This is a genomic window from Brevundimonas sp. AVps31 (genome assembly GCF_058681355.1).
Genome location: NZ_CM178736.1, coordinates 611517 through 637151, shown reverse-complemented (window position 1 = coordinate 637151; position 25635 = coordinate 611517). Strand labels below are relative to the sequence as shown.

At 68.3% G+C, this 25635-nt stretch carries 18 protein-coding genes and 1 riboswitch; of the genes, 8 read left to right on the top strand and 10 right to left on the bottom strand.

From position 1 onward, the window contains the following. Window positions 1-8: 8 nt before the first annotated feature. From ACW174_RS03010 to ACW174_RS02990, 5 genes are read right to left on the bottom strand one after another with little or no spacing between them, the layout of a single operon-like run. Window positions 9-1103 (bottom strand): sugar kinase, encoded by a 1095-nt coding sequence (locus ACW174_RS03010; protein ID WP_492016219.1) that lies wholly within the window; start codon window positions 1101-1103, stop codon window positions 9-11. After that, complete coding sequence (locus tag ACW174_RS03005) at window positions 1104-2384, bottom strand: TRAP transporter large permease (protein ID WP_492016218.1); 1281 nt, start codon at window positions 2382-2384, stop codon at window positions 1104-1106. A 3-nt stretch (window positions 2385-2387) separates the two neighbouring features. Further along, complete coding sequence (locus ACW174_RS03000) at window positions 2388-2897, bottom strand: TRAP transporter small permease (protein ID WP_492016217.1); 510 nt, start codon at window positions 2895-2897, stop codon at window positions 2388-2390. 40 nt (window positions 2898-2937) lie between these two features. Beyond that, the gene (locus ACW174_RS02995) at window positions 2938-3927 is read right to left on the bottom strand and encodes a TRAP transporter substrate-binding protein (RefSeq protein ID WP_492016216.1); all 990 of its coding nucleotides are present in this window, start codon (window positions 3925-3927) and stop codon (window positions 2938-2940) included. Next, a complete protein-coding gene (locus ACW174_RS02990) occupies window positions 3924-4739 on the bottom strand; it encodes a 2-keto-4-pentenoate hydratase (protein ID WP_492016215.1) in 816 nt (271 codons plus the stop codon). Before ACW174_RS02990 ends, ACW174_RS02995 begins: the two co-directional genes overlap by 4 nt. A 131-nt stretch (window positions 4740-4870) precedes the next feature. On the opposite strand from ACW174_RS02990, the gene ACW174_RS02985 reads away from it, so the two are divergent. Next, the gene (locus tag ACW174_RS02985) at window positions 4871-6238 is read left to right on the top strand and encodes a pectate lyase family protein (protein ID WP_492016214.1); all 1368 of its coding nucleotides are present in this window, start codon (window positions 4871-4873) and stop codon (window positions 6236-6238) included. Between the two features lie 59 nt (window positions 6239-6297). Beyond that, on the top strand, window positions 6298-7341 hold the full coding sequence (locus ACW174_RS02980) for a LacI family DNA-binding transcriptional regulator (RefSeq protein ID WP_492016213.1): 1044 nt from the start codon (window positions 6298-6300) through the stop codon (window positions 7339-7341). A 42-nt stretch (window positions 7342-7383) separates the two neighbouring features. Here ACW174_RS02980 and ACW174_RS02975 read toward each other — a convergent pair whose 3' ends face one another. After that, window positions 7384-8019, bottom strand: coding sequence for an RpiB/LacA/LacB family sugar-phosphate isomerase (locus ACW174_RS02975; RefSeq protein ID WP_492016212.1), 636 nt, complete (start codon window positions 8017-8019; stop codon window positions 7384-7386). A gap of 201 nt (window positions 8020-8220) precedes the next feature. On the opposite strand from ACW174_RS02975, the gene kduD reads away from it, so the two are divergent. Next, window positions 8221-8976, top strand: a complete 756-nt coding sequence (gene kduD, locus ACW174_RS02970; RefSeq protein WP_492016211.1) for a 2-dehydro-3-deoxy-D-gluconate 5-dehydrogenase KduD — start codon at window positions 8221-8223, stop codon at window positions 8974-8976. Here the strand turns inward: kduD and ACW174_RS02965 are convergent. Then, on the bottom strand, window positions 8973-10352 hold the full coding sequence (locus ACW174_RS02965; protein WP_492016210.1) for a pectate lyase family protein: 1380 nt from the start codon (window positions 10350-10352) through the stop codon (window positions 8973-8975). The genes kduD and ACW174_RS02965 overlap by 4 nt on opposite strands. A gap of 173 nt (window positions 10353-10525) precedes the next feature. Between ACW174_RS02965 and ACW174_RS02960 the strand changes: the two genes are divergently transcribed. Then, on the top strand, window positions 10526-13477 hold the full coding sequence (locus tag ACW174_RS02960; RefSeq protein ID WP_492016209.1) for a TonB-dependent receptor: 2952 nt from the start codon (window positions 10526-10528) through the stop codon (window positions 13475-13477). 60 nt (window positions 13478-13537) lie between these two features. Here the strand turns inward: ACW174_RS02960 and ACW174_RS02955 are convergent, their stop codons facing one another. The 3 genes from ACW174_RS02955 to metX are packed head-to-tail and all read right to left on the bottom strand — an operon-like array spanning window position 13538 to window position 16945. Beyond that, the gene (locus tag ACW174_RS02955; RefSeq protein ID WP_492016208.1) at window positions 13538-14764 is read right to left on the bottom strand and encodes a homoserine dehydrogenase; all 1227 of its coding nucleotides are present in this window, start codon (window positions 14762-14764) and stop codon (window positions 13538-13540) included. 1 nt (window position 14765) lies between these two features. Then, window positions 14766-15956 carry a cystathionine gamma-synthase gene (gene metB, locus ACW174_RS02950; RefSeq protein ID WP_492016207.1) on the bottom strand — a complete coding sequence of 397 codons (1191 nt, stop codon included), beginning with the start codon at window positions 15954-15956 and terminating at the stop codon, window positions 14766-14768. Continuing rightward, window positions 15953-16945: a homoserine O-succinyltransferase MetX gene (metX, locus tag ACW174_RS02945; RefSeq protein ID WP_492016206.1), complete on the bottom strand. Its 993-nt coding sequence runs from the start codon at window positions 16943-16945 to the stop codon at window positions 15953-15955. The genes metB and metX overlap by 4 nt, the downstream gene beginning before the upstream one ends. A gap of 98 nt (window positions 16946-17043) precedes the next feature. Beyond that, window positions 17044-17168: riboswitch (SAM riboswitch) on the bottom strand. 254 nt (window positions 17169-17422) lie between these two features. Here metX and ACW174_RS02940 point away from each other — a divergent pair. The 4 genes from ACW174_RS02940 (at window position 17423) to gltB (ending at window position 25630) form a co-directional block, all read left to right on the top strand. After that, a complete protein-coding gene (locus ACW174_RS02940) occupies window positions 17423-18778 on the top strand; it encodes an ammonium transporter (RefSeq protein ID WP_492016205.1) in 1356 nt (451 codons plus the stop codon). A gap of 91 nt (window positions 18779-18869) precedes the next feature. Next, window positions 18870-19547, top strand: coding sequence for a TorF family putative porin (locus ACW174_RS02935; RefSeq protein WP_492016204.1), 678 nt, complete (start codon window positions 18870-18872; stop codon window positions 19545-19547). 171 nt (window positions 19548-19718) lie between these two features. Further along, window positions 19719-21152 carry an NAD(P)-dependent oxidoreductase gene (locus tag ACW174_RS02930; protein ID WP_492016203.1) on the top strand — a complete coding sequence of 478 codons (1434 nt, stop codon included), beginning with the start codon at window positions 19719-19721 and terminating at the stop codon, window positions 21150-21152. Continuing rightward, window positions 21149-25630, top strand: a complete 4482-nt coding sequence (gene gltB, locus ACW174_RS02925) for a glutamate synthase large subunit (RefSeq protein WP_492016202.1) — start codon at window positions 21149-21151, stop codon at window positions 25628-25630. Before ACW174_RS02930 ends, gltB begins: the two co-directional genes overlap by 4 nt. Window positions 25631-25635 lie beyond the last annotated feature (5 nt).

Sequence of the window (25635 nt, the reverse complement as noted above, 5' to 3'; positions counted from 1 at the left end):
TGCGCTAGCTATCTGACGGCGGCGGCGCCCCGGCCCTCGACCAGACCCTTCACCTCGGCCAGCGAGGTCATCGCATTGTCGCCGGGGGTGGTCATGGCGAGGGCGCCGTGAGCCACGCCGTAATCGACCGCCGCCTGTGCGCCGAGCCCCGACAGGAAGGCGAACGCCAGTCCCGAGACGAAGCCGTCGCCGCCGCCGACACGGTCCAGGACGGCGACCTCCGTCACCGGCTTGGCGTGGCGCTCGCCGTCGATCCACAGCACCCCGCCCCAACGGTTGACCGAGGCCGAGACCGGGTCGCGCAGGGTGGCGGCGAAGACCTGCACATTCGGCAGTTCTGGCGAGAGACGCGTCACCAGCGCGTCGAACGGCCGGCTGTCGGCCGGATCGGTGCGGACGTGCCCTGTCTCGATGCCGAGGCAGGAGGCATAGGCGTACTCATCGCCCACCAGCACATCGACCAGCCCCGCGATCTCGCGGTTCACGCGGCGCGCGGCGTTCGGGTCGGGATGGCTGGACCACAGGCTGGCGCGGTAATTGAGGTCATGGCTAACCACCACGCCGTGTCGTTTCGCGGCGCGGATCGCGGCCAGGGTCGTCTCGGCGGTGGCTTCGGACAGGGCGGCGAAGATGCCGCCGGTGTGCAGCCAGCGCACGCCCTCGGTCCCGAACAGCCGGTCCCAGTCCACCTCGTCCGGCCGGATCTGCGAGGCCGAGGAATTGGCCCGGTCCGAGCAGCCCAGCGCCCCGCGTGGGCCGAAGCCGCGCTCGGTGAAATTCAGGCCAACCCGGGTGTTGCGGCCCACGCCGTCCGCGTCGCGCCACAGGATGTGGGACGTATCCACGCCGCCCTGCAGGATCAGGTCCTCGATCAGGGCCCCTGTCTCGGTGCGGGGCAGGGCGGTGACGACCGAGGTCCGCAGGCCGAAGGTCTTCCTCAGACCGCGCGCCACATTGTACTCGCCGCCGCCCTCCCACACCTGGAACGACCGGGCGGTGCGGATGCGGCCCTCGCCCGGATCGAGGCGCAGCATGACCTCGCCCAGGGCGACGCAGTCCCAACGGCAGTCTTCGGCGGGTTTCAGACCCTTGAGGTCGGTCATCTATTTCAACAGCGAAGGGAGCCACAGCGAAAGCGCCGGCACGAAGGTGACCAGCATCAGCACCGCGGTGCAAGCCAGATAGAAGGGCCAGATCGAGCGCAGGCTGTGCGTCATCGGCACCTTGGCGATGGCGCTGCCGACGAACAGGACGGATCCCACGGGGGGGGTGATCAGGCCGATGCCGCAGTTGAGTAGCAGGATGACGCCGAACTGGACCGGGTCCACGCCATAGGCCTTGGCCACCGGCAGGAAGATCGGGGTGCAGATGATGATCAGCGGCGCCATGTCCATGAAGGTGCCGAGCACCAGCAGGATGATGTTGATCAGCAGCAGGATCAGGATCGGGTTGTCGGTCAGGGTCTGGAGCAGGCCGACCATCATCGAGGGGACCTGCAGATAGGCCATCAGCCATCCGAACGCGCCGGCGCAACCGATGATGAACAGCACTGCGCCCGAGGTTCGGGCCGCGCCCGTGCAGGCGGCCTTGAAGGCCGACCAGGTCATGTGCCGGTAAACGATGCCGGTGATGACGGTGGCGTAGACCACGGCGATCGAGGCGCTCTCCACGGCCGTGAAGATGCCGGCCCGGATGCCGCCGAAGATGAGGCCCACCAGCAGCAGGCCGGGGATGGCGGCGACCAGGCGCGTCAGGACCATGCGGAAGCCGGGGAAGGGCTCGGCCGTGTAACCGCGGCGACGCGCCATCACATAGGAGACGATCATCAGCGAGATCGCCAGCAGGCCCGCCGGCAGGATGCCTGCCGCGAACAGGTCGGAGATCGACACCCCGCCCCCGGCCGAGGCCGAGTAGAGGATCATGTTGTGCGAGGGCGGGACCAGCAGGGCGACCAACGCCGCCGAGATGGTGACGTTGACGGCGTAGTCGCTGTCATAGCCGCGCTTCTGCATCTGCGGGATCATGGTGCCGCCGATGGCCGAGACGTCGGCGATGGCGCTGCCCGAGACGCCGCCGAACAGGGTCGAGCCGACCACCGTCACCTGACCCAAACCGCCGCGGATGTGCCCGACCATCGAACCGGCCAGCGCGATCATGCGGTCGGACAGGCCGCCCTTCATCATCAGTTCGCCGGTGAAGATGAACAGGGGGATGGCCAGCAGGGCCACGGACGTGATGTCCGACCCCATCTGCTGGAACACCACGATCGGCGGCAGGGCCAGGTACAGCACGGTCGCGAGCGTCGCGGCCAGCAGGGAAAAGGCGACCGGCACGCCGATCATCAGCAGGACGGCCAGCAGGCCGAAGAGGACGATATACTCCATGGTTCAGTCCCCGGCCTCGGTGGTTTCGGGCGCGCGATAGTCGCCGGTCAGAAGCCGCTCGATGGAGAACAGCAGGATCAGGGCGCCGCCGACGCAAAGACCGGCGAACTTGAGGCCCGAGGGCAGGGGCGCGCCGGCCATGGTCACCGGCCACTCGTCGATCATCAACGTGCCGCCCAGAATCATCAGGGCGCCGCCCGCCGCCGCCGCGATCAGCCTCGAGATCGACTTCAGGGCCCACTGAGGCCGTGCCGGCAGGGCGTGGAGGAAGGTCTGGAAGGCGAAATGGGTCTCGCGCCGTACCGCGACCGAGGCGCCGAACATGACGGCGAAGCTCATCAGCAGCAGGGCCAGCGGCTCGGTCCAGCCAGGGCTGTCATTCAATACGTAGCGGGCGAAGACCTGCCAGGCCTGGATCAGGGCCATGGCGACCAGCGCCATGCCCGCCAGCCCCATGACGGCGACGGACAGTCCGTCGAGCGCGCGGGTCAAACCGCCTCGGGATTCAGTCATTCGGTCCCCTCCCTGAGCACCGATGGTTTTGCGCGGTCGTTCAGGCGACCGCTGCGATACGTGCGTGGAGCGCGCGCAGGCGCGGCTCGGAAAGATACTTGTCCAGCACAGGCCGGACGGTGGCCGCGAAGGCTGCGCGGTCGACCTGTGCGATCTGTGTGCCAGCGGCCAGAACGGTCGCGCGGGCCTCGGCCTGACGCCTGTCCCACGCGATGCGCATCACCTGGACTGACCGGCGCGCAACGTCGCGAACCAGGTCGCGATCGGCGGGCGTCAACTGTTCAAAGCTGGCTTTCGACATCAGCAGGGCGTCGGGCGAGAACGAGTGCTGGGTGTCGCTCCAGTACCGGGCCACCTCGAACTGGCGGCTGGACTGATAGCTTGGCCAGTTGTTCTCGGCGCCGTCGATGAGATGGGTCTGCAGCGACGAGAAGACGGCCCCGAACGTCAGCGGCGTCGGATTGGCGCCCATCGCCCGGATGGAATCCAGGAAGATGTCCGACTGGGGCGCGCGCATCTTGAGCCCGCGCATCTGGCCCGGCTCGGTCACCGGATGGCGGACGTTGTAGAAGCTGCGCGGCGCGGCGTCGTAATAGGCCAGACCGATCAGGTCGCGGCCCTCGAATACATTCAGAAGCTCGGTGCCGATCTGCCCGTCGACCACCGCGCGGACGTGGGCCTCGTCACGATAGACATAGGGCAGGGCCAGAAGACGGGTCTCGGGGAAGGCGTTGTTCAGGGCGGCCACGGCGACGCGGCAGATGTCGATGGCCTTGAACCGGGTCAGGCCGATCGAGTCGTCCTCGGTGCCCAGCTGTCCGGCGGGAAACTGGCGGATGCCGATGCGACCGTTCGTCAGCCGGCCCAACTCCTCGCCCATCCATTTGACGGCCAGCACCGTCGGATAGTCGGCGGGGTGAACGTCGACAGCGTTCAGCACGGTCTGGCCGCCGGTCGAGCGCGGCGCGCAGGCGGCGAGACCCAGGCCGGAAATCCCGGCGAGGCCCAGAATGCGGCGGGTCAGGCTCATGCGGCGGCTCCACTGGCGGGGATGGCCACGCAGGCGATCCGGCCGTCCGGGCCGAAGTCGGCGACGGCCGATGACCCGGCGAAGATCTGATGCACCCCCGTCGCGGCGCCGGTCGAGATCAACTGCCCGGCCTCAAGGCGACGACCGCGGCGATGCAGGAGGTTCAGCAGGAAGGCCAGCGAGTCGAGCGGGCCGTTCGGGATGGAGGCCGCGCCTCCCGTCCCGACGATCTCGCCGTCGATGGCGGTGGTGCAGGTCAGGCCGGACAGGCGGTTGCGCCAGTCGCTGATCTCCGCGCCCAGGATCAGGCCCGCGTTGTTGCCGAAGTCGGAGGCGGTGACGGCGGGGCCGTGACCATTGATCTCCGCGAACGGACTGCCTGCGATCTCCACGCCGACAAAGACCCGGCCGACCAGATCGGCGGCGGTTTCGGCGGTCCAGCCGTCGCGGTCCACCGCGGTGTCGGCCAGTTCCAGCACATATTCGGCCTCGACGGCGGCGAAGCCGCCCTCGATCACGCCGAAGGAGGTCGGCTGGCCCTCAACGGCCGTCCGGACGGTCTTCGCGAAGATCGGTCCGGCCAGCCGTCCGGCGCCGAAGCGTTCGTCCCAAGGCGCGTTCACCCGTCCTAATTTCCAGCCCGCGATGCGGTCCGGCCAGAGGGCGATGGCCTCGTCCTGAACGGCATAGGCCACGTCCAGCGAATCCGGCTGCACGCCCGGATAGGCCGCGACGGCGGTCGCGGTTCGGCGGGCGTGCGTAAAGGCGCGCGCAATCGGCGAACCGCTTGAATTATCGTGTGCGTGGCTCACGCCGTCTCCCCTTTATGGCGGGACATTGCGCAGGAAGGAAACCGGTGTCAATTTGAATCCGGCGACGCCCTTCCGGCGGCGCTTTCAGCTCAAGACCGCGGTCACAGTCGGTCAGGCTACAGGATGGAAACATGACCTTCGCCCGTCTGGCCGCCCTCGCGGCCGCGCTGTTGCTGCCGATCGCGACCCCTGTCCCGTCGCGGGCCCAGACCCCCGTGGCCGCGGCGGCCGAAGCCGCGCTTCCGGCCTTCCCCGGCGCGCTGGGCTGGGCCGCGCAGACCACCGGCGGGCGTGGCGGACGCATCATTCGCGTGACGACTCTCGACAGCGAGGGGCCCGGCTCCCTGCGGGAAGCCATCGAGGCCGACGGTCCGCGCATCGTGGTGTTCGAGGTCGGCGGCGTCATCGACCTGAACCGCAAGACGCTGAAGATCACCAACCCCTTCATCACCATTGCGGGCCAGACCGCGCCTTCGCCGGGCGTCACCCTGATCCGGGGCGGCATCGACATCGGCGGCCACGATGTGATCGTCCAGCACATCCGCGTCCGTCCCGGCTCGGCCGAACAGGGCTGGATGAGCGGGTGGGACGAGGACAGCATTTCCACCCAGGCGGCCTGGAACGTCATCGTCGATCACTGCAGTCTGGAATGGGGCACGGACGAGAACCTGTCCGCCTCCGGACCCCGCTTCACCGGTTCGACGCCCGAGGAGTGGCGGGCGGGCACCAGCCACAACATCACCTTCTCGAACAATCTGATCGCCGAGAGCCTGGCCTATTCGACCCATGCCAAGGGCGAGCATTCCAAGGGGTCGCTGATCCACGACAACGTCACCGGCCTGCTGATCGTCGGCAATCTGTACGCCCACAATCAGGAGCGGAACCCGCTGTTCAAGGGCGGGGTGCACGGCGTCATCGTCAACAACCTGATCTACAATCCGGGCCCGCGCGCCCTGCACTACAATCTGGCGCCCGAGGAGTGGCTGGATCACCCGTATGAGGTCGGCAAGATGACCGCGATCGGCAACGTCCTGCGCGCCGGTCCGTCGACTCCGACCGACCATCTGGCCTTCCTGATGATCGGCGGGGCGGGCGATCTGGAATACTACGGCCGTGACAACATCGCCGTGGATCAGGTCGGCGAGCCCATCCGCATGTTCGGCCGCTACACCACCGCCCCGGCCCGCATCATTGAGACCCGCCGTCCGCCGGTCTGGTGGGAGGGGCTGACCCCCATGCCCGCCGAACAGGTGCAGGTCTCGGTCCTGTCGCAGGCGGGCACCCGGCCGTGGGATCGCGATATGCGCGACGTGCTTCTGGTCGCCGAAGTGGCCGAGGGACGGGGCGAGATCATCGACCATGAGCGCGAGGTCGGCGGCTATCCGCCCGTGCGCGAGGCGACCCGCAAGCCCTTCAACCCCGACGACTGGGATCTGCGCTTCATGACGCCGCTGCGGGATGACGTGCTGGACCGCCCGGCCTCACGAAACCATACCTGACGCTGACAGGGCGACCGGCTCAGTCTAAGGACGGTGTTCGACCAGAGAGACTCAATCGCGTGAATGATACCCGGCGACCGGGCGGGAAGCCCGCCACCATCAATGACATCGCCCGCCTGGCGGAGGTGTCGAAGAAGACGGTGTCGCGCGTTATCAACAACTCCCCCTTCGTGAAGGAGGAGACGCGCAAACGGGTCGAGGCGGTCATCGCCGAGCATGGCTTCACCCCTGATCCGCAGGCGCGCGGACTGGCCTTCCGGCGGTCCTTCCTGGTCGGGATGATCTACGACAACCCCAGCCCCAACTACGTCGTGAACATGCAGCAGGGCGTGCTGGACGGGGTGCGGGGATCGGGCCTCGAGCTGGTGGTCCACCCCTGCAACCGCGCCTCCGACACCTTCCTCGACGACGTGCGCGGCTTCGTCGTGCGCCAGAAACTGTTCGGCGTGGTCATGCCGCCGTCAGTGTCGGAAGACGACCGGGTGATCGAAATCCTGAAGGAGGTCGACTGCCCCTATGTTCGCATCGCCTCCGTGTCGCTGGACGAGCCGGCCTGTATGGTGGTCACCCATGACCATCGCGGCGCCGCCCAGGCGGCGCGCCACCTGGCCGAACTGGGGCACACCCGGGTTGCCTTCATCTCCGGCCCCGACACCTTCCGTTCCTCGTTCGAGCGGGGCAGGGGGTTCCGCGAAGGGCTGGCCGAGCATGGCCTGACGCTGGACGACGCCTACACGCGCAAGGGCGCCTACACCTTCGAATCCGGGGTCGAAGCGGCCGGGTGCCTGCTGTCGATGGACCAGCCGCCCACCGCCATCTTCGCCGGCAATGACGAAATGGCCATCGGCGTCATGAAGGCCGCCCGCGACAAGGGTCTGGACGTGCCGCGCGACCTGTCGATCGTCGGCTTCGATGACCTGCCGATGGCCTCTCGCGTCTGGCCCAACCTGACCACGGTCCGCCTGCCGATCCGGGACATGGGCCGCATGGCCGCCGAGAAGCTGACCGCCGGCCTGCGCGGTCTGGACCCGGCCACGCTGGTGCAGCCGGTGGTCGATCCGTCGTTGATCGTGCGGGAATCGACGGCGGCGCCGACAGTGTGAGACGGCGCGCGCTCGGCGCTCCGGCCGTCTCGAGCGCGGGCCTTAAACGAGACCCTTGATGTAGGCGCGGATGCCTTCGTCCGTGGCGTTGGCGAAGAAGTAGTCCTGGAAACGCTCGCCGGCGACGGCGGCCTTCAGCAGGTCCTGATCCACATTCTTCAGGACGGTCAGCATGTCGTGGCAGGTGACGGCCTTCAGGTCCTTCAGGATGCCCCGGTTCTTGCGCATGATCTCGGCGCGTTCCTTGGGGTAGCCCAGGCCGCGTTCGCCCTCGAACAGCTTGCGATAGACGTCCTGCAGGTTCAGCTCGGCCGCCCAGCCGAAGCCCTTGGCGTAGGGCATGGCGATCGCATTGCCGTCGTTGATCTGGCCGAACAGGAAGGCGTCGGTGGGATCGATGATCAGACCGCAGAAGACGCCCGGCATGGCGTTGGCGGCCAGCATCGAACCGGTGCCCGTGCCGCAGCCGGTGACGACGAAATCGGCGGCGCCCGAGTTCAGCAGGATGCCGGTCAGCAGACCGTTCATGACGTAGGTCAGCGAGGCCTTATCCTCGGGCGTATACATGCCGTAGTGGAACACTTCATGGCCCAGGGGCTCCGCCACGGCCGTCAGGGCCGTGTGGACGATGTCGCTCTTGGCGGCCTGGCTGTTCTCGATGATCAGGGCGATTTTCATGGCGTTCCTTGGGGTAGGGCAATGGGCGGAGCAGCATTTGGCTCCAGCCTCGCAGCCGTTTGCATCGGGTTATGACACCGGTTACCTATATTGCCAATCCGCACAATCAGGTCGGGAGGGAAAGCATGTCGGCCAGGACGCATCCGTGCGACATCCTCCCTCTGACCGGTGATGTGCTCATCCCTTGCGAGGCCTGCTGACATGAACCCGTTTGACCTTTCCGGCCGCACGGCCCTCGTCACCGGCGCTAATACCGGTCTGGGGCAGGCCATCGCCGTGGGACTGGCGCAGGCGGGGGCGGACATCATCGCCGTGGGCCGCTCGGCCCCGACCGAGACGGCGCAACGGGTGCAGGCCGCGGGCCGCGCGCTGCACGCCATTCCGGCGGACCTGTCCTCCACCGCCCCGATCGCCGATGTGGTCGCGCAAGCCGTGGCGGCCGTCGGCAAGATCGACATTCTGGTCAACAACGCCGGCATCATCCGCCGCAACGACAGCCTCGACTTCACGGAAGAGGACTGGGACGCGGTCATCGACACCAATCTGAAGACGGCCTTCTTCCTCAGCCAGGCCGTGGCGCGGACCTGGGTCGGCGCGAACCGGGGCGGCAAGATCATCAACATCTGCTCGATGCTCAGCTTCCAGGGCGGCATCCGCGTGCCGTCCTACACGGCGTCAAAGAGCGGCCTCGCGGGTCTGACCCGGCTGCTGGCCTGCGAGTGGGCGTCCAAGGGCATCAACGTCAATGGCATCGCCCCGGGCTATTTCGCCACCAACAACACCGAGGCCCTGCGCGCCGACGAGAGCCGCAACCGCGACATCCTTGCGCGCATTCCCGCGGGACGCTGGGGCGATCCGTCGGACCTCGGCGGCGCCGCGGTCTTCCTGGCCTCGGACGCCTCGGCCTATGTCCACGGTACGGTGCTGGCGGTCGATGGCGGCTGGCTGGCGCGCTAGGTCGCCAGTGCGTTCAGCCAGTCTTCCAGATTGGTGAAGCCGTCCCCGTTCCGGTCCGCGCGACCGTCGGCGGGGTCAGCCGGATCCAGCGCGTGCGCGCGTTCCCAGTCATCCGGCATTCCATCTCCATCGCCGTCGGTCCAGGGCCGGCCCGCATCCAGCGCGGGCCAGCCGCCGACCTGGGCCTGGCTGTCGATGATGCGGCCGGAGCGACTGCGGAGGCCTTCAATGATCCGCACATCCACCGCGTCCCGGACCCGGCTTGCCCCGGCGTGGTCAAGCACCGCCGCCGTCGCGGCCTCGGGCGTTTCGGTCGCCGCGTCGGCCCAGTCGGGCCGGGTCGCCAGCCGATAGCCGGGCCGCGCGCTGTCCTTCACCAGCGACCAGGAGTCGGCCGGAACCTGCCCGTCCATGCTGTTGGACTCGAACCATGCCCTCGCCAGCGGGTTCGATTCCTCGAACGCCCATCGTCCGGCGGAGTCAGGCCCGGGGATGTAGGCATTGCCGATGAAGGCATAGGCCGACAGGCTTTCGGTGTCGGCGTTGTATCCCGCATGCGACCCGCCCCAGTCGTAGAAGACGTTGGACCGGAACTCGAAGCGTGGCCCCTCCGGATCGACCGACGGCGGGTTGTAGTTGCCCGGTCTCGGCATCCGCGCCCGGTGTGCGGCCCAAAGATTGTGGTGGAAGGTGAATCGGGCGCCATGCCCGCCCCGCACCAGCGAGCCATAGCCATGGTCGCCCTTGGCATGGCCCGACCGGTTCAGGGATTCGGCGATGACCGACCACTGCACGGTCAGATCGTAGATGCCCCGCTCCGGCGGATCGTAGCGGCTGCCCGCCGACAGGGTCTCATCCACGGACCAGGAGGCCGAGACGTGATCGAGGATGATGCGCCGGCCCCGCTCGACGGTGACGGCATCGGATTCGATCCGACTTTCGTCGCCCAGTCTGGATCGGATGTACCGGACCACGACATCGTCGGCGGCGACCACCAGCGCCTGGTCGCGAAGGGTGATCCCGCCGCCCGGCGCCGTCTGGCCCGCGACGGTGATCTGGCCGCGCCGGATGCGAAGCGGCGTCGCCAGCCGGATCGTGCCGCCGATGTCGAAGACGACCGTGCGCGGTCCATCCGCCTCGACCGCCGCCCGCAGGCTGCCCGGACCGGCATCGTTCAGATTGGTCACGCGTAAGACCGCGCCGCCCCGGCCTCCGGTCGCCAGCCGCCCGGCGCCTTCCGCGCCGGGGAAGGCAAGACGCCCCTCCGGCGGGGTCCGCGCCTGCACCGCCTGTGCCCCGAGAGACACGGCGATGGCCGCTAAGGCGACGCTTGTGACCATCTTGTGTCGAAGGCCGCTTGCGAAAACGTCGATCATCGGGTTAGGCTCGTGATTGCTACCGGTGTCAGAGCGCATTGCGCCTCAATATGACACCGGTGTCAAACGGGACGGCCTACGATGCCGGAACGCAAAAACAGATAGACCGGGGTCACCTCGGCGTCCTGTATGCCCATGGGAGGGAGCATATGTTGCAAGCCATTCAGCCGGGGATGACCCGTGCCCTTCGTCGTCGTCTGTTTGTCGGAGCGTCCGGTCTGGCCGTCGCTCTTTCACTGGGTGTCGGCGCCGCCGCCGCGCAAACCGCACCTCAAGAGGCCACCGAGATTGATGAAGTCGTGGTCACCGGGTTCCGCGCCAGCCTGAACGCGGGACTGGACGCCAAGCGTCGCGAAACCAGCATGGTCGATGTCATCGTTGCCGAGGACATCGCGGACTTTCCGGATCTGAACCTGGCGGAATCCATCCAGCGCGTTCCCGGCGTCGCCATCGACCGGGATGCGGGCGAAGGGCGTTCGATCACCGTGCGCGGCCTGGGCGCCGACTTCACCCGCACCCGGATCAACGGCATGGAGGCGCAGGCCACCGCCGGCGGTACGGATTCGTCGGGCGGCGCCAACCGCGGCCGGGGCTTCGACTTCAACGTCTTCGCGTCAGAGCTCTTCAACTCGATCACTGTGCGCAAGACCGCCGCGGCCGAGACCGAGGAAGGCTCGCTGGGGGCCACTGTGGACCTGCAGGCCTCGCGGCCGTTCGACTACAAGGATGGCTTCAACGCCGCCCTGTCGGCCCAGGCCGGCTACAACGACCTGTCGGAAACCTACAATCCGCGCCTGGCCCTGCTGCTCAGCAACACCTTCGGCGACAACGACCAGTTCGGCGCCCTGATCTCGATCGCCTACAGCGAACGCAGCCTTCTGGAAGAGGGCTTCAGCTCGGTCCGCTGGGCTCCGGCGCTCAGCACCAACAGCTCGGGGGGCTTCTGTTCGCCGGTCGGCGTGACCCCGGTCAATCCGTCAGGCACCGCCAACGGCACCAGCGCCGCCAACTGCGCCACCGGCGTCGTGCGTCCGACCAATACCGCCGCCAACGTCAACGCCTACAACACCGCCAACCAGGCCGGCGTCTTTATTCCGCGCCTGCCGCGCTATGGTCGTCTGACCCACGAGCAGGACCGTCTGGGCGTGACCGGCGCCTTCCAGTGGCGCCCGGCCGAATCCACCCTGCTTTCGCTGGACGTGCTGTACTCGTCGCTCAACGCCACGCGTCAGGAGGACTTCCTGGAGGCGCTGTCGTTCAGCCGTAACGCGGCCGCGGGCGGCCAAACCCAGGTCATCGTCCGCGACGCCGCGGTCGAGAACAACAGCCTTGTCTACGGCGTCTTTGACAACGTCGATGTCCGCTCGGAGAGCCGTTACGACGAGCTGTCCACCGACTTCCTGCAGATCAGCGTGACGGGGGAACACGACTTCACCGATCGCCTGCACGGCCGCTTCTACTACGGCCGCGCGGAGTCGAATTTCGAGAACCCGGTCCAGACCACGGTCACCCTCGATCGCTCGAACATCCAGGGCTATTCGTGGGACTTCCGCGGCAATCCGAATGCGCCGGTGATCAACTACGGCTTCGATGTCGCCAACCCGGCCAACTGGGAATGGCGCCCCTCGACGGCGTCGGTGCCCCGTTCGGAAATCCGCATTCGTCCCAACGGCGTGGACACCCTCTTCGAGTCCTTCCAGAGCGACCTGTCCTATGAAGCCACCGACTGGCTGACCATCAAGGCGGGGCTGAACTGGAAGAAATACACCTCGGACTCGTACGAGTTCCGGCGCGCTGACGAGACCGTGGTGCCCGTGCTGCCGGCCGGTGTCACCGTCGCCGACATCTCCAATGTCCTGACCGGTTTCGGCTCCAACCTGATCCCGAACGGCACGGCGTCCAGCTGGGTTCGTCCGGACCTCGACGCCATTGCGTCGCTGTTCAACATCTATTGCGGCTGCAACACCGGCGTGGCGGGTGGGGACTTCACCCTGACCAGCATCACGAACGGCAATGCGCGCGGGGGCAACCGGTCGATCACCGAGGATGATCTGGCGGTCTATCTGCAGGCCGACTGGGACACCGACCTGTTCGGTCGTCCGTTCCGCGGCAATGTGGGCGTACGCAAGGTCAGCACCACTCTGAACGCCACGGGTTACAGCTCGACCGGCGGGGGGACGCTGGTGACCGGCGAGAACACCTACGACAACACCCTGCCGTCGCTGAACATCAGCTATGAGCCCGTCGACGACCTGATCCTGCGCTTCGGCGCGGCCTCGGTCATGGCGCGTCCGCAGATCGGCAACACCCTGGCCGGGACCAACTATCTGGTGCCGACCACCTCCCTGGCCGCGACGGGCCCCAACTACACGGCCTCGATCGGCAATGTGAAGCTGGAGCCGTTCCAGGCCAAGACCTACGACTTCAGCGTCGAATGGTATTTCGCGCCGGAAAGCCTGCTGTCCTTCTCGTATTTCTACAAGGACATCGACACCTACATCCAGATCGTCCGTCAGGATCTGGCCTATTCGGACCTGACCGCCCTTAACCCCTCGGCGTTCGCGCCGGGCTTCTGCACGGGCACCTGCTCGGCCTCGACCATCTTCCAACTGACCGCCGCGGTGAACACCGAGGGCGGCCCGCTGAAGGGCTTCGAGATCAGCTACCAGCAGCCCTTCACCTTCCTGCCGGGTCCGCTCCAGAACCTTGGCGTGCAGATGAATTACACCCACGTCGAATCCGAGATCGACTACTGCAACAACGCCCTGTGCACGAGCTTCGTGACGCAGGACCTGATCAGCCTGTCGCCGGAATCCTGGAACGCGACCCTCTATTATGAGGACGACCGGTTCTCGGCGCGCGTCTCGGGCGCCTTCCGGGAAGGCTATATCCAGAACGTCCCGGGCCGGAACGGCAACTTTGTCGAAGGCAAGATGGACACGTTCAATCTGGACGCCTCCGCCTCGTACAATCTGACGGACGAACTGGAGCTGACGCTGGAGGCCCTCAACCTGACGGACGAGGAGAACCAGCAGTACGTCGGCGACGGCGCGGACCGCCAGAACACCTCGGTCTACCACCACACCGGCCGCCAGATTTATGTCGGCGCCCGCTATCGCTTCTGATCACTCCTGAACCGAAGCGCACTCAGCCGCCGATCCCTCCCGGGTCGGCGGCTTTTCTTTTCAGGCGAGCAGGTCCGTCAGGTCGGCCCACACGCTCTCGGTCGTCGGGATCCGACCGGCGCCGCGCCCCCGTGCGGTGAAGACCCGTCCGTCGGCGGTCGTGACGCGCAGCGCATTCCACTCATCCGGCAGATCAGCGAACAGGACGTCGCCGTCGACGGCGGTCAAGGCCACCGAGGCGCTGTTCGTCCGCAGGTCCAGTCGCGAAAGCTGGCGGACGCGCCCGGACAGGACAGCCGCGTCGGCGGACAGGGTTTCGCGCGCGACGCGCTCGGGCGACATCCCGCGGCCCAGCGCCTCATGCGCCAGGATGGCCAGCTTGGCCGCGGCGTCGAAGCCCGACAGGTCGGCGCTCGGGTCTTCCTCGGCGAAGCCCGCCTCGCGCGCGGCGATAAGGGCGTCGTCGAAGAGCGCACCCCGGGCGAGCCGATTGAGGATGAAGTTGCAGGTGCCGTTCAGGACCGCCTCGATCCGCACCACCGCCCCATGGGCCCGGGCCCGGCGCACGGTCTCGATCAGGGGCGAGCCGCCGCCGACGCTGGCGGAGTAGAGCAGGCGCGCATCGTGCGCCTCGGCCAGCGCGGTCAGGGCGGCCAGGTCGCTTCCGACCGCCTGTTTGTTGGCGCTGACCACGTCGACGCCGCGCGAAAGGGCGGCGCGGATCAGGGCCAGTCCGGTGGACGCATCGGAGATGGCTTCGACCAGCACGTCCGGCTCGCGCGCCAGCAGGGCGGCGGGGTCGGACAGCAGCAGGCCCTCGGGCACGGCCGGATCACGGGGCTTGGACGGATCGCGCACCAGCACGCCGACCACGGCGAACCGGTCATCCGTCAGCAGCCGGGCCAGGACCCCGCCGCCGACCACGCCGCATCCCGCCAGCGCCACGCGCAGCGGATGCTCGGGCGCCATGCGGGGGTGATGGATCGCGACCTCAGGTCCGGCGACGATGGAGACGGGCGCCTCCAGCAGGGCCTGTCCCGGGTCGGGGCGGGCGGCGGACACCCCGATGGCGTCCAGCGCTCCGGCCAGCCGCGCGACCGCGTCCGAACCGCCCGACGCCACGGCCACGACCCGTCGCCCGCGCCGGATTTCGCGATAGACCGCGCTGGCCGCGTCGGCCACGTCGGCGGCGTCGAGCTGCAGCAGGGCGACGGGCTCATCCGGGGCATGAGGGCTCACATCCGCGCCGGGGACCGGGCGGGGCAGGGGCGACAGGGCGGCGGTCATGTCAGGCGGCCTCGGCTTCCAGCGACGTGGCGGCGACGACGGCGTCGAGCGCGGTCGACAGGTCGGCCAGCAGGTCGTCCGGATGCTCCAGCCCGATGGACAGGCGCAGCAGGCCGTCGGTGATGCCGGCGGTCTCGCGCGCTTCCGGCGTCATGGCCGCGTGGGTCATCAGGGTCGGATGGGCGATCAGGCTTTCGACCCCGCCCAGCGACTCCGCCAGGGTGAAGACCTCCAGCTGATCGACCAGGGTCCGCACCGCATCGATGTCGGCCAGCTCGAAGCTCAGCATGGCGCCGAAGCCCTTCTGCTGGCGGGCGGCGATCTCGTGACCCGGATGGCTCTTCAGGCCCGGATAGTTGACGCGCTTGACCGCCGGATGGGCGTCCAGCCATTCGGCCACACGGCCCGCCGTCGCCTGCTGGCGTTCGATGCGGGCGTAGAGGGTGCGCACGCCGCGCAGGGTCAGATAGGCGTCGAAGGGCGAGCCGGTGACGCCCAGGCAGTTGGCCCACCAGGTCAGCTGTTCCAGATCCGCCTGATCCCGGGCCACCACACAGCCGCCGACCACGTCGGAGTGGCCGTTGATGTATTTCGTGGTCGAGTGGATCACCAGATCGGCGCCCAGTTCGATCGGGTTCTGCAGGGCGGGCGACAGGAAGGTGTTGTCCACCGCCGCCTTGCAACCGACCGCATGGGCGCGGGCGCAGATGTCGGCCACATCGACCACGCGCATCAGCGGGTTCGACGGCGTCTCGATCAGGATCAGCTTGGGGTTCAGGGCGAAGGCGGCGTCCAGCGCCGCGCGGTCGTTCTGGTCGACGAACTGGACGTCGAAATGGTTGCGGCGGGCGCGGGCGCAGAGCAGGCGATGGGTGCCGCCGTACAGGTCATGCGGCGCCAGCAGCAGGTCGCCCGGCTCCAGCGAGAACAGGGCCAGATCGACGGCGGCCATGCCCGTCGCGGTCACCACCGCCCCGACGCCGCCTTCCAGCTTGGCCAAGGTCTCGCCCAAGACGTCGCGGGTCGGATTGCCCGAGCGCGTGTAGTCGTACTTCCGTTTCCCATCGAGGCCGTCGAAGCTGTAGTTCGACGACAGGTACAGCGGCGGCATCACCGCCCCGTGCGCGGGGTCGTTGTTCACGCCGTGCCGGGCGGCGGTGGTACAGGGGTGGGCTTCGCTGGAACAGGTCATGCGGCGATCTCGTCAGGCTGGCGGGCGTAAAAGGGTGTCAGGGCGTCGTGGAGCGTGCGGCCGACGACCTCGCGCTCCTTCAGGAAGGCGTCGTGGCCGAAGATTGAGCCGGCCTCGGTGAACTGGCGCAGGGCGGGCGCGCGGGCGGCCAGATCGCGCAGGTCCTCGATGGGCACCAGCCGGTCACTGGTGAAGCCGAGCAGGGTCAGGGGACAGAGCACCGCCTCTGGCGCGATCGCGTGGCGGTCGAGCGAGTCCGACAGGGTGATCCAGCGGTCGGCGCTGGTGACCTCGGCATAGCCGGCGCCGCGTGCGATCAGATAGTCGCAGACCGGGTAGGGGGCACCCGCCTGATCCGGGGCGGTGGTGGCGAAGCGCCAGTCGAACTCGTCGGCGGTGCGGTAGGTGGTCATGGCCAGTTCGCGGGCCAGGGCGATGCCCTCAGCCTCCCGGCCGCAGTCGCGGGCGAAGGCCAGCACCCGGCGCTGGACGCCGCGCCAGGCGGTGGCCGCCGGATGGGCGCGGTGGGCGGCGGAGAGGACCACCAGTTCGCCGATCCGCTCGGGGAAGGCGCTGGCGAAGGCCAGTCCGATGCAGCCGCCGTAGGAAGCGCCGACAAAGGCGTCGATGCGCGGCTCGTCCAGCGCGTCCAGCAGCACGGCCAGCAGGCGGGCCTGATCCCCGGTGGTGATGGTGACGGCCGGATCGGTCTTGCCCGGCAACAGATCAAGCGCCAGGACGCGGACGCGGTTCAGGTCAACGGGGCCGCCGTGACGGACGGCCCAGGACCACCAGCTGGCGGCGAACCGGCCGCTGGAGATGCCGCCGGCGACGACCACCAACGGACCCGCGTCGGGACCATGGACGCGACCGACGATCCGTTCCGCCGCCAGACGCTCGCCCGACGCCAACCGGAAGCCGGCCGGAATCGCGGCGGCCACATCACGGCCGGGGGCTTCGTCGATGATCCATTCGGTGGTGGACGCCACAGTCCGCTCCGGTCTCGCTCAGCGAAACCGATGGGGCGAACCAACCTCTGCGTAAAAGACCCGTGAAGTCGTCCGGACCCGCAAGGGTCCGCTCGCTTCACTCATCTCTCGCGGCTTCCGAAGACGCCCCGCAGGAGTTGGCACCATCTCCAATGATCGGGTGGATCACTGGAAGGTTGCCCCGGCGTCAAAGGGCCTATCCCTCAGCCGGTCTTGATGAGTGTCCTTACGGTGCCGAACGCAAACAGGCTCGTCAATCCCCCAAAAATGTTGCGACTGCGAATTCTCAAGCTTGGCTTTACAGCGGCATGGTCATGCTTTGAGAGCGGGTATAGCACAAAGAATATTGCGCTTCAGAGAGTCAGGTGCGCTCTTGGCGCAACAAAGTTTCTTGAATCTCCATCCGTCCACTTGCGCATTTCGCAGGTGCGGTAAACAGTTCGCTAATGCGTAACGGCGTCCTTTTGGGGGATTGAGATGACACGACTTCGCGGCTGTTCGGGTTTCGCACTCGGACTTTTGACGACAGTATTCGCAACGGCGGCCAGCGCCGCGCCCGCAGCGGCGCCGGCGCTTCTCGCCCACCAGGTTCCGCTTGAACTGGACGGCGCCGGGACGGCCTGGCTGGCCACCTCGACCGCCCTGGTCCTTCTTATGACCCTTCCGGGGCTGGCGCTCTTCTATGGCGGCATGGTTCGCCGCAAGAACGTCATCGCCACCATCACCCAGTCGGTCGGCGTCTTCGGGGTGGCCACCCTGGTGTGGTTCGTGGCGGGCTATTCGATCGCCTTCGGGTCGGCGGGCGACCTCGCCGGCTATCCGGCTGAAACGGTGAACAGGTTCATCGGCAGCTTTGACGCCATGTTCCTGAACGGCGTGGGCATGGAGACGGCGCACAGCCTGCTTCCGGGCATTCCGGAGTTCCTGTTCCTGTCGTTCCAGATGACCTTCGCGATCATCACGCCGGCGTTGGTCACCGGGGCCTTCGCGGAACGTCTGAAATACACCAGCCTGCTGCTGTTCACGGCGCTCTGGTCGCTGCTGGTCTATGCGCCCATCGCCCACTGGGTCTGGGGTGGCGGCTTCCTCGGCTCGGCCGGGGTGCTGGACTTCGCCGGCGGCGCGGTCGTGCACGTCAACTCGGGCGTGGCCGGTCTGGTCTGCGCAATCTTCCTCGGCGCCCGCAAGGGCTATGGCAAGGAAGCCATCACGGCGCACAATCCGGTGCTGACCATGATCGGCGCCTCGCTGCTGCTGGTCGGCTGGATCGGGTTCAACGCCGGTTCGGCGGGCGGCGCCAACGCCCTGGCGGGCGTGGCCCTGCTCAACACCGTCCTGGCCGCGGCCGCCGCGTCCATCACCTGGAAGATCATCGAGGTGATCGAGAAGAAGAAGGCATCCCTGATCGGCGTGCTGTCCGGCATCGTCGCCGGTCTGGTCGCCATCACGCCGGCCGCCGGCTTCGTGGATCCCAAGGGCGCGGTGATCATCGGCCTGATCGCCGGTCCGGTCTGCTACGCCTCGTCGGTCTGGATCAAGAAGCTGCTCCGCTACGACGACTCGCTGGACGCCTTCGGCATCCACGGCGCGGGCGGTCTGCTGGGCGCCCTGCTGACCGGGGTCTTCGCCTCCACCGCGATCAACAGCCTGGGTGAGGGCGCCAACGTCATGACCCAGCTGATCGGTCTGGGCTGGACCATCGCCTACAGCGCGGTCGGCACCCTGATCATCCTGATCATCTGCAAGTTCACCACCGGCCTGCGCGTCAGCCCGGCGGCGGAAGAAGAAGGGCTGGACACCCACCTCCACGGCGAGGCGCTGGAGTCCGCCTGACCTCCTGTCGGGGCGGGAGCTCTCTCCTCCCGCCCCGGCCCCAGTAAGCGTTCGCGTGCCGACCATCGACAGAACATTGGGGACCACAGATATGAAACTCGCCTCTTACGCCGCGGCTGCCGCCGTCGCCCTGATCGCCGCCGCCTCGGCCTCGGCCGCCAGCGCCCAGGATTTCAGCTTCAACATCGCCGCCACCTCGGACTACGTGTTCCGCGGCCTCAGCCAGACGGACGAGAGCCCCGCGATCCAGGGCGGCGTCGACGTCACCTTCGAGTCCGGCTTCTACGCCGGCGCCTGGGCCTCGAACGTGGACTTCTTCGATGACACCGACGCCGAAGTGGATGTCTACGGCGGCTATCGCACTGAGGCGGCCGGCTTCGCCCTCGACTTCGGCGTCATCGGCTATCTTTACGTCAATGAGCCCTCGGGCGCGGATTACAATTTCGTGGAGTTCAAGGCCGCCGCCTCGCGCGCCTTCGGCCCGGTCACCCTCGGCGCGGCCGTCTATTACACCCCCGACTATTCGGGTGCGATCGACGACGCGACCTATGTGGAAGCCAACGCCGCCTGGGCTTTTGCCGACAAGTTCACGGCCACGGCCGCCGTCGGCAATCAGGACTTCGACGGCCTTGACTACACCACCTGGAACGCGGGCGTGGCCTATGCGCTGACCGACAAGATCAGCCTGGATGGTCGCTATCACGACACCGACGTGGACACCCCGCTGAGCGACGACCGCTTCGTCGCCAGCATCAAATATACCTTCTAGACCGATCCGGGCGCCCTTCCGCCCGGCCATGGCCGGCAAGACCTTGCCTCGTTGTCGGGTTTTGCCGGTCTGCCTTTTCTGGAGAGCAGTCTTTCTGTGCACGGACAGCATAGAAATTGCCTAGCCTGATCAAAGCCCCTACAACTTGTGCACTTGCGAAGAGGGCTTGCCTTGGCGTCCGTGAACCAGACTTTCGTTGTTGTCCCGAGAACGGGCCCGGCCAAGGCGCCGGCCGCCGACCGTGTGCATAATCACGCCGAGATATACGCCGAGTTCGCGCCCGCCGCCGGCAAGACGCAGGCCAGCCGTTGCGCCCAGTGCGGCGTGCCCTTCTGTCAGTCCGGCTGTCCGCTTGAGAACAACATTCCCGACTGGCTGAAGCTGGCCGCCGAGGGGCGCGCCGAGGAGGCGTGGCGTCAGTCCGAGGCCACCTCGACCATGCCCGAAATCTGCGGCCGCATCTGTCCGCAGGACCGCCTGTGCGAGGGCGCCTGCACCCTGGAACAGTCGGGTTGGGAGACGGTCACCATCGGCTCGGTGGAGCGCTGGCTGGGCGACATGGCGTTTGAAAACGGCTGGGTCGATCCAATCCGGCCCCGCGCCGAAAAAGGTCAGTCGGTGGGCATCATCGGTGCGGGTCCGGCGGGCATGGCGGCGGCGGACCGGCTGCGCAGCGCGGGCTATGCGGTCACCGTCTATGATCGGCACGATCGCGCGGGCGGGCTGCTGACCTACGGCATCCCCGGCTTCAAGCTGGAGAAGCACGTCGTCGGCCGTCGCGTGGACCGCCTGATCGACGGCGGGGTCGAGTTCCGGCTGGGCGCCGATGTCGGCGGCGACCTGCCCTTCGCCGAGGTGCGCGCGGCCCACGACGCCGTGCTGGTCGCCACGGGCGTCTATCAGGCGCGCCGCCTGACCGCGCCGGGCTGCGGCTCCGACGGGGTCGTCGCGGCGCTGGACTATCTGATCGCCTCCAACCGCAAGAGCTTCGGCGACGCCGTGCCGGCCTATGATGGGGGTGCGCTGAACGCCGCGGGCAAGCGGGTGGTGGTCATCGGCGGCGGCGACACCGCCATGGATTGCCTGCGCACCGCCATCCGGCAGGGGGCGACCTCGGTCACCTGCCTGTACCGCCGCGACCGCGAGAATATGCCGGGCAGCGCGCGCGAAACCGCCAATGCGGAGGAGGAGGGCGTGGTCTTCGAATGGCTGGCCGCCCCCCGCGCCGTGCTGGGCGGCGCCTCGGGCGTCACCGGCGTGCGCGCGCAGCGGATGGCGCTGGCGGCCCAGTCCGCCGACGGCCGCTGGTCGGTCGAGCCTGTGCCCGGCGGGGAGTTCGACGTCGCCGCCGATCTGGTGATCGAGGCCTTGGGTTTCGAGCCGGAAAACATGCCCGCCCTGTTCCAGGAGCCCGATCTGGCCCTGACCGACTGGCGCACCATCCGCACCGCGGGCCGCACCAAGGCGACGACGCTGGAGGGCGTGTTCGCCGCCGGCGACATCGTGCGCGGGGCCTCGCTGGTGGTCTGGGCCGTCCGCGACGGTCAGGACGCCGCCGCTGAAATCGACAGCTGGCTGATGAGCCGCCGGAGGGCCGCGGCATGACCTTTGATCCTGTTCAATACGAAGCCGACCGGCAGAAGCTGATCGACGCCCACGCCTATGACCCGGCGTCCGAGCGCGACGCCTGCGGCGTCGGTCTGGTCGCGGCCATCGACGGCAAGCCGCGTCGCGAGGTGGTCGATCTGGCGCTGAAGGCCCTGTCGGCCATCTGGCACCGGGGCGCCGTGGACGCCGACGGCAAGTCGGGCGACGGGGCGGGCATCCTGATCGGCCTGCCGCGCGCCTTTTTCGAGGCCCAGGTCCGCGACGCGGGCCACGAGCCTCGCCCGGGTCCCATCGCCGTCGGCATGATCTTCCTGCCGCGCGTCGATCTGGGCGCGCAGGAGCAGGCGCGCACCATCGTCGAGCGAGAGGTCATGGCCGCCGGCTTCTGGCTGTACGGCTGGCGTCAGGTGCCGCACCGCGCCGGGGTCCTGGGCCAGCGCGCCGCCGCCACCCGCCCCGAGATCGAACAGATCATGCTGGCCGCGCCGGACGGGCTGGACGGCGAGGATCTGGAGCGCGCCCTGTATCTGCTGCGCCGCCGGATCGAGGCCCGCGCCACCGCGGCGGGGCTGCAGCATTTCTACATCTGCTCCCTGTCGGCCCGGTCGGTGATCTACAAGGGCATGATGCTGGCCGAGGCGCTGGGCGACTTCTACCCGGACCTGACCGATCCGCGGGTCGAGGCCAATGTCGCCCTGTTTCACCAGCGCTACTCGACCAACACCTTCCCGGAATGGCGGCTGGCCCAGCCGTTCCGGATGCTGGCCCACAACGGCGAGATCAACACCCTGCGCGGCAACGCCAACTGGATGCGCAGCCACGAAATCCGCATGACCGCTGACGCCTTCAAGGGCGATGAGTCGACGGTCAAGCCGGTGATCCAGCCGGGCGGCTCGGACTCCGCCGCGCTGGACAATGTGTTCGAGGTGCTGGTCCGCGCCGGGCGCCCCGCGCCCATGGTCAAGGCCTTGCTGATTCCCGAGGCGCCCATCGAGGGCGTCATTTCAGACGATCACCGCGCGCTGTACGCCTACTGCAATTCCGTGATGGAGCCGTGGGACGGCCCGGCGGCGATCTGCGCCACCGACGGCCGCTGGGTCGTGGCGGGCAAGGACCGCAACGGCCTGCGTCCCCTGCGGGTGGCCGAGACCGTCGATGGCCTGCTGATCTGCGGCTCGGAAGCCGGCATGGCCGGCGTGCCGGACGAGCGGATCGCGCGTCGCCTGCACATCGGCGGCGGCCGTATGATCGCGGTCGATCTGGAAGCCGGTCAGCTGTTCGACGAGACCCAGACCATCGACCGTCTGGCGGCCAAACACCCCTACCGGGAGTGGCTGTCCAACATGGTCGAGCTGGAGCCGCTGGTCGGCCCCGGTGAGGAGCCGCGCAAGCTGGAGGGCGAGGCCCTGACCCGCTTCCAGGCCGCGGTCGGCTGGACCCAGGAAGACATCGAATCCCTGCTCGACCCGATGGCGGGCGACGGCAAGGAGGCGGTCGGCAGCATGGGCGACGACGCCCCGCCCGCGGTCCTGTCCGCACAAACGCGACCCTTCGCCCACTACTTCCGCCAGGCCTTCGCCCAGGTCACCAACCCGCCGATCGACTCCTTGCGGGAAGCCGGGGCCATGAGCCTGCGGACCCGGTTCAAGAACCTCGGCAACATCCTGGCCCAAGACGAGACCCAGACCCAGGTCTTCGTGCTGGACAGCCCGGTCCTGACCACGGGGATGTACGAACGGATGCTGGACGTGGTCGGCGCGGGGTCGACCACGGTCATCGACTGCACCTTCCCCGCGCCCGCCGAGGGCGAACGGCAGGGCGACGCCCTGCGCGCCGCGCTGGATCGCATCCGCGACGAGGCGGTGGCGGCGGCGCGCGGCAATGCGGGCCTGATCGTCCTGACCGATGAACGGGCAGGCGAGGATCGGCCGCTCATTCCGATGATCCTGGCGACGGCGGCGGTGCATGGCCGCCTGATCGACGCGGGCCTGCGCACCTTCTGCTCGCTGGTCGTCCGCTCGGCCGAGGCGATCGACGCCCACGCCTTCGCGGTGCTGGTCGGCTGCGGGGCGACGGCGGTCAACGCCTGGCTGGCCCAGGAGACCTTCCTCGAGCGTCTGGAGAGTGGTCGCTATCCGGGCCTGTCCCTGCGCGACGCCTGTCTGAACCATCGGGCGGCGGTCGAGGCGGGGCTGATGAAGATCCTCGCCAAGAAGGGCATCTCGGTCATCTCGGCCTATCGCGGCGCCTGCGAGTTCGAGGCTCTGGGCCTGTCCCGCGCGCTGGTGGCCGAGTTCTTCCCGGGGATGACCTCGCGCATCTCCGGCGTCGGTCTGGCGGGCATCCAGCAGACCTCGGTGACCAAGGCCGCGCGCGGGTTTTCAACCGAACGGGCCCGCCTGCGCATCGGCGGCGCTCACCGCATCCGCGCCGGTGAGGAGACCCACGCCTGGGACGCGGAGATGATCCACCGTCTGCAGGACGCCACTACGCGCGGCGACTACAAGCGGTTCAAAGCCTACAGCCGCCGGGCGCGTGAGCTGCCCGCTACGGCCTTGCGCGACCTGCTGGACTTCCGCGAGGCCCTGCCGATCCCGGTCGAGGAGGTCGAGAGCGTCAACGAAATCCGCAAGCGCTTCGTCACCCCAGGCATGTCCCTGGGCGCCCTGTCGCCTGAGGCGCACGAGACCCTGAACATCGCCATGAACCGCATCGGCGCGCGCTCTGTCTCGGGCGAGGGCGGCGAGGATCCGGAGCGCTATCACCCGCGTCCGAACGGCGACAATCCGAACTCGGCGGTCAAGCAGATCGCCTCGGGCCGCTTCGGGGTCACCGCCGAATACCTGAACCAGTGCCGCGAGATCGAGATCAAGGTGGCCCAGGGCGCCAAGCCCGGCGAGGGCGGCCAACTGCCCGGCTTCAAGGTGACGGAGTTCATCGCCCGCATGCGGCACTCGACGCCGGGCGTCGGGCTCATATCACCGCCGCCGCACCACGACATCTATTCGATCGAGGATCTGGCCCAGCTCATCTACGATCTGAAGCAGATCAATCCGGTCGCCCGGGTTACGGTCAAGCTGGTGGCCCAGTCCGGCATCGGCGCGGTCGCCGCGGGCGTGGCCAAGGCCAAGGCCGACATCATCCTGGTGGCGGGCCACAACGGCGGCACCGGCGCCTCGGCCATGGGCTCGATCAAGCACGCGGGCATGCCGTGGGAGCTGGGCCTGTCCGAGGCCCATCAGGTGCTGAGCCTCAACGGCCTGCGCGGCCATGTGAAGCTGCGCACCGACGGCGGCATCAAGACCGGGCGCGACGTGGTCGTCGCCGCCATGCTGGGCGCCGAGGAATACGGCATCGGCACCGCGTCCCTGATCGCGGTCGGCTGTCTGATGGTGCGGCAGTGCCATTCCAACACCTGCCCCGTCGGCGTCTGCGTTCAGGACCCACGCCTGCGCGCCATGTTCACCGGCACGGCGGACAAGGTGGTCAACCTGTTCAGCTTCATCGCCGAGGAGACGCGTGAGGTTCTGGCCTCGCTGGGGCTGCGCTCGCTGGACGAGGCGGTGGGTCGTACTGATCTGCTGAAGCAGATTTCGCGCGGCAGCGAGCATCTGGACGATCTCGACCTCAACCCCCTGCTGGTGCGGGTGGGCGAGGGCGATGCGCGTCAGGCGGCGGACGCCCTGCGCAATCCGGTGCCCGACGCGCTGGACGCCCGCATCGTGCTGGACGCCGAGCCCTTCCTCGAGCGCCGCGAGAAGATGCAGCTGACCTATTCGGTGGCCAACACCCAGCGCACCATCGGCACGCGCCTGTCCTCGCACATCGTGCGCAAATACGGCTCGGACCTGCCGGACGGCCACCTGACCCTGAACCTGCGCGGCGCGGCCGGGCAGTCGCTGGCGGCCTGGGGCATGAAGGGCCTGCGCATCATTCTGGACGGCGAGGCCAACGACTATGTCGGCAAGGGCCTGTCGGGCGCCGAGATCATCGTCCGCCCGCCGTCATGGGCGGCGGGCGCGGCGGTCATCGGCAATACCTGTCTGTACGGCGCCACCAGCGGCAAGCTGTTCGCGGCGGGCGCGGCGGGCGAGCGGTTCGCGGTCCGCAACTCGGGCGCCACGGCGGTGGTCGAGGGCGTCGGCGCCCACGGCTGCGAATACATGACCGGCGGCGCCGTCGTCGTGCTGGGCTCGACCGGCTGGAATTTCGGCGCCGGCATGAGCGGCGGCGAGGCCTTCATCCACGACCCCGAAGGCACGGCCTCCGATCGCTTCAACAGCGCCTCGGTGATCGCCGGCGTGGTCATGGGAGAGGCGGGCCAGCGCCTGCACGAACTGGTGACCCGCCACGCCGTGGAGACCGGCTCCCCGCTGGCCCGCCGCCTGCTGGAGACCTGGCCGGTGGCGGTCACTCACTTCCGTCATGTGCTGCCTCGCGAGGAGGCCGCGGCGGCGAAGGCGAAGCGGGCCTAGGGGTC